The sequence below is a fragment of the Halanaerobiales bacterium genome (assembly GCA_035270125.1).
Taxonomy (GTDB): Bacteria; Bacillota; Halanaerobiia; order Halanaerobiales; family DATFIM01; genus DATFIM01.
This window is the reverse complement of sequence record DATFIM010000028.1, coordinates 1-3067: the sequence shown is the minus strand read 5'-3', so window position 1 is coordinate 3067 and position 3067 is coordinate 1. Positions and strand designations below refer to the sequence as shown.

The window sequence follows — 3067 nt, the reverse complement described above, 5'->3', positions numbered from 1 at the left end:
ACCTATCAAGGAACAATTGAATGGATTTCTGGAACTAAAAATCAAAATAAAAAAAGATATTTTAGAAGCTTATTAGAAATGATATCTTTGATAAATGAAGCTGTAGAAATTAACGATGGTGAAAAAACTGATTATAAAATTAGAAAATGGGAAGATAAAGTTGAAGAGGATTTATTACAGCATAAATAGAGATCAATAAGGGGGACAAAGTGAAAAACAACATTAAAATTTTTTTTGGTGTTATGATTCTTTGTCTTTTACTGATTATTTTTATATTTGATTTTACAGAAGCTGCAAATAAAGAATCTAATTTAGAAGAATTTATTTTATCATATAATGAAAATTGTAGTTATAAATATAGTGGAGCTGTCTTAGTAGCCAGAGGTGATAAGGTTTTATTAAATAAAGCTTTTGGATATGCAAATTATGAAAATAATATTTTGAATAATACAAATACAATTTTTCCAATTGCTTCTATTACTAAATCTTTTACAGCTATTGTAATTATGCATCTTCAGGAAAGAGATCTTTTAAGTGTTGATGATTATATAAATAAATATATTGAAGGAAATAATTGGGGAGATAAAGTGACTATTCACCACCTTTTATCTCATACTTCTGGTTTACCTAAAGATGGATTGTTTTTAGGACAAAAGAATGTATCATTAGAAAATAATATTGAGTATATAAATAAATATTCTCTCAGATTTAATCCAGGTACAAAATATTCTTATAGTAATTCAGGTTATCAAATTCTTGCAGCAATTATTGAAAAAGTATCAGGTGAATCATATAATAATTATTTAAAAAAATATATATTTGCTCCTTTGAAAATGAGCAATTCAAAGGGAGGAACAGATTCTTCTTATGAAAAAAAACAGGCTATTGGCTATCAAATATTGACTGGAGAACCTTATAAATTATCAATATATAATTTTTCCTGTATTACTGGTAGTGGTAATATATACTCTAATCTACAAGATTTATTTAATTATGATAGAAGTATAAGTAATTATAATATTTTGTCTAAAGATTCTATAGATAAGATATTTTTTCCTCATTGGGGGGATTGGGATAATGGTTATGGATATGGTTGGAACATTGCAAAAAAATATAATAATGTTAGATATAGTCATTCAGGGAATATAGGTGGTGGAGGCTATAATTCTTTAATGATTAGATATCCTGAAACAGATTATGTACTGATTTTTTTAACAAATAATGCTGATCTAACAGCATTAAATGTTGTATCTGAATCAATGGAAGCTATTATTTTTGATAAAGAATATGTATTACTTCAAAAAGCTAAAAATGTAAAGGTTGCTAATAGTATTTTAAAAAAATATGCAGGTAATTATAAGATTGTGGAAAATGTTATAATTAAAATAGATTATAGAGATGGCAAACTTTCTACAGTTGCAGATGATGGGAAAGAATATGAACTTATACCACTAAATAATACTCAGTTTTATTATGAAAATCGAGAATATATTAAATGCGAATTTCAAATAGATGAACAAAAAAATGAAATAATTTTAAAAATCACAAATGCAACCAGAAAGTTTCAGGGAGTTAAAATTATTAAATAGAGAAAAATTAAAAGACCAGTTTTAAAAACTGGTCTTTTTGTATGTTTTTCTAATCTTCTTTTTCCATTTCTTTTTTTTCTGATTTATCTTTTTTAGCGGCATTTATATTGATTTTATCCATTATTTCAGGAACCTTTTCAAATAATTTTTCTAGTGAATTTTTACTTTTAATTGGAAGCATTTCTACATTATCATCTTTAACAACAAGAATGGCATCAGGAGTTATTTTACAACCTAATCCTCCACCACCTCCACCACCGTTTTCACTTTCTTCACCAAATCCTCCACCAAGACCAAAAGAAGCTGTAATAATTGGTATTAATTTGACATTATCAAATTCAATTGGTTCACCTATTACAGTTTCTGTTTTCAAAAAGTTATCTAACTTATTATACATTGATTCTAAAATTTCTTTAGTTTCTTTCATTTTAATTAACCCCTTTCATTTTTAAAAATTAATTTTTTCGATACTGCCAGAACATTTTCAAAGTCTTAAAAGAAAAAATAAAGCTAAAAATTAAAAATAAAATTACAATAGGTTTTATTTTACCTTTAATTTCTCCCCTGCCTTCAATCACCTCCCTATCCCAATATGTAGTAATAGAAACTGGAAATTTCGGATAAACACCTTTTAATGAGTAATAATTTGCGAGGATTAGTCCATTATAATAAGGATCTGAAAAAGCAATAGCTAGATCAATATTAATTGAATCAGGTTTTATTTCTTTGTATATTTTAAATAAAAATTTAAAAACATGTATTATATTTGTTTTATTAATTAATTTAAAAGGAAAGGAAGATTTAGATTTCTTTTTTTCTTTATCAGCTTTTTCAATATTTTTTTTTATAATTTCCTCTTTTTTACTGCTTTTTTTATTTTTTATAATTTCTTTTTCATAACCTAGAAATTTTATGTAACTTATTTGTTTATTTTTCTTTTTTATATACTTAAAATTAATTAGCTTATTGCCAAAATATATTTCAGTTGAGAAATTTTGTTCATAATTTAAAATAAAATTATAATGGTAAGATAAAGAAATCACAAGTAATATTAATAATATTATGAAAATTAAAAGCCAAAAAATAAATGCTAATATCAATTTTTTCTCCTCCTTTTTTATATTATATAACAATTTTTACAAAATATCTATAGTTAATTGTAAATTAGTAATAAATTTCATTCAATATTTTGTTAATTATGTGATTTAATAGAATAAATTATTAAAGGAATAATATATTTTTTGTCGAAGATATTTAATAAGTATACAAAGTTTTTAACTGGAGGTAATTTTATGATTAATGAAAAAATAATTAAAAAGGTTGATGAAATTGAAAATTGGATTATAAAACATCGTAGAGATATACATCGTCATCCAGAACCCAGTAGACAGGAAGAAAGAACTTCAAAAAAAGTTGTTAAAATTCTTGAAAAATTAGGAGTTGAAGTTGAAACTAATTATTATAATACCGGTGTAGTT

At 24.0% G+C, this 3067-nt stretch carries 5 protein-coding genes; 3 read left to right on the top strand and 2 right to left on the bottom strand.

Going from position 1 to position 3067, the window contains the following annotated elements:
* Both VJ881_01510 and VJ881_01505 read left to right on the top strand, forming a co-directional pair.
* A partial coding sequence (locus VJ881_01510; GenBank protein HKL74715.1) for a hypothetical protein occupies window positions 1–189 on the top strand: 189 nt, incomplete at its 5' end.
* 20 nt (window positions 190–209) lie between these two features.
* Window positions 210–1589, top strand: coding sequence for a serine hydrolase domain-containing protein (locus tag VJ881_01505; protein ID HKL74714.1), 1380 nt, complete (start codon window positions 210–212; stop codon window positions 1587–1589).
* 49 nt (window positions 1590–1638) lie between these two features.
* On the opposite strand, the gene VJ881_01500 is transcribed toward VJ881_01505, so the two are convergent.
* Window positions 1639–2016 carry a GerW family sporulation protein gene (locus tag VJ881_01500; GenBank protein HKL74713.1) on the bottom strand — a complete coding sequence of 126 codons (378 nt, stop codon included), beginning with the start codon at window positions 2014–2016 and terminating at the stop codon, window positions 1639–1641.
* Window positions 2017–2044: 28 nt separating this feature from the next.
* A complete protein-coding gene (locus tag VJ881_01495; GenBank protein HKL74712.1) occupies window positions 2045–2689 on the bottom strand; it encodes a hypothetical protein in 645 nt (214 codons plus the stop codon).
* Between the two features lie 192 nt (window positions 2690–2881).
* Between VJ881_01495 and VJ881_01490 the strand changes: the two genes are divergently transcribed.
* On the top strand, window positions 2882–3067 hold a 186-nt coding region (locus VJ881_01490), incomplete at its 3' end, for an amidohydrolase (protein ID HKL74711.1).

Coding starts and splice junctions, on each gene's coding strand:
- VJ881_01500 (HKL74713.1), bottom strand. CDS start 2,016: ATGAAAGAAACTAAAGAAATTTTAGAATCAATGTATAATAAGTTAGAT.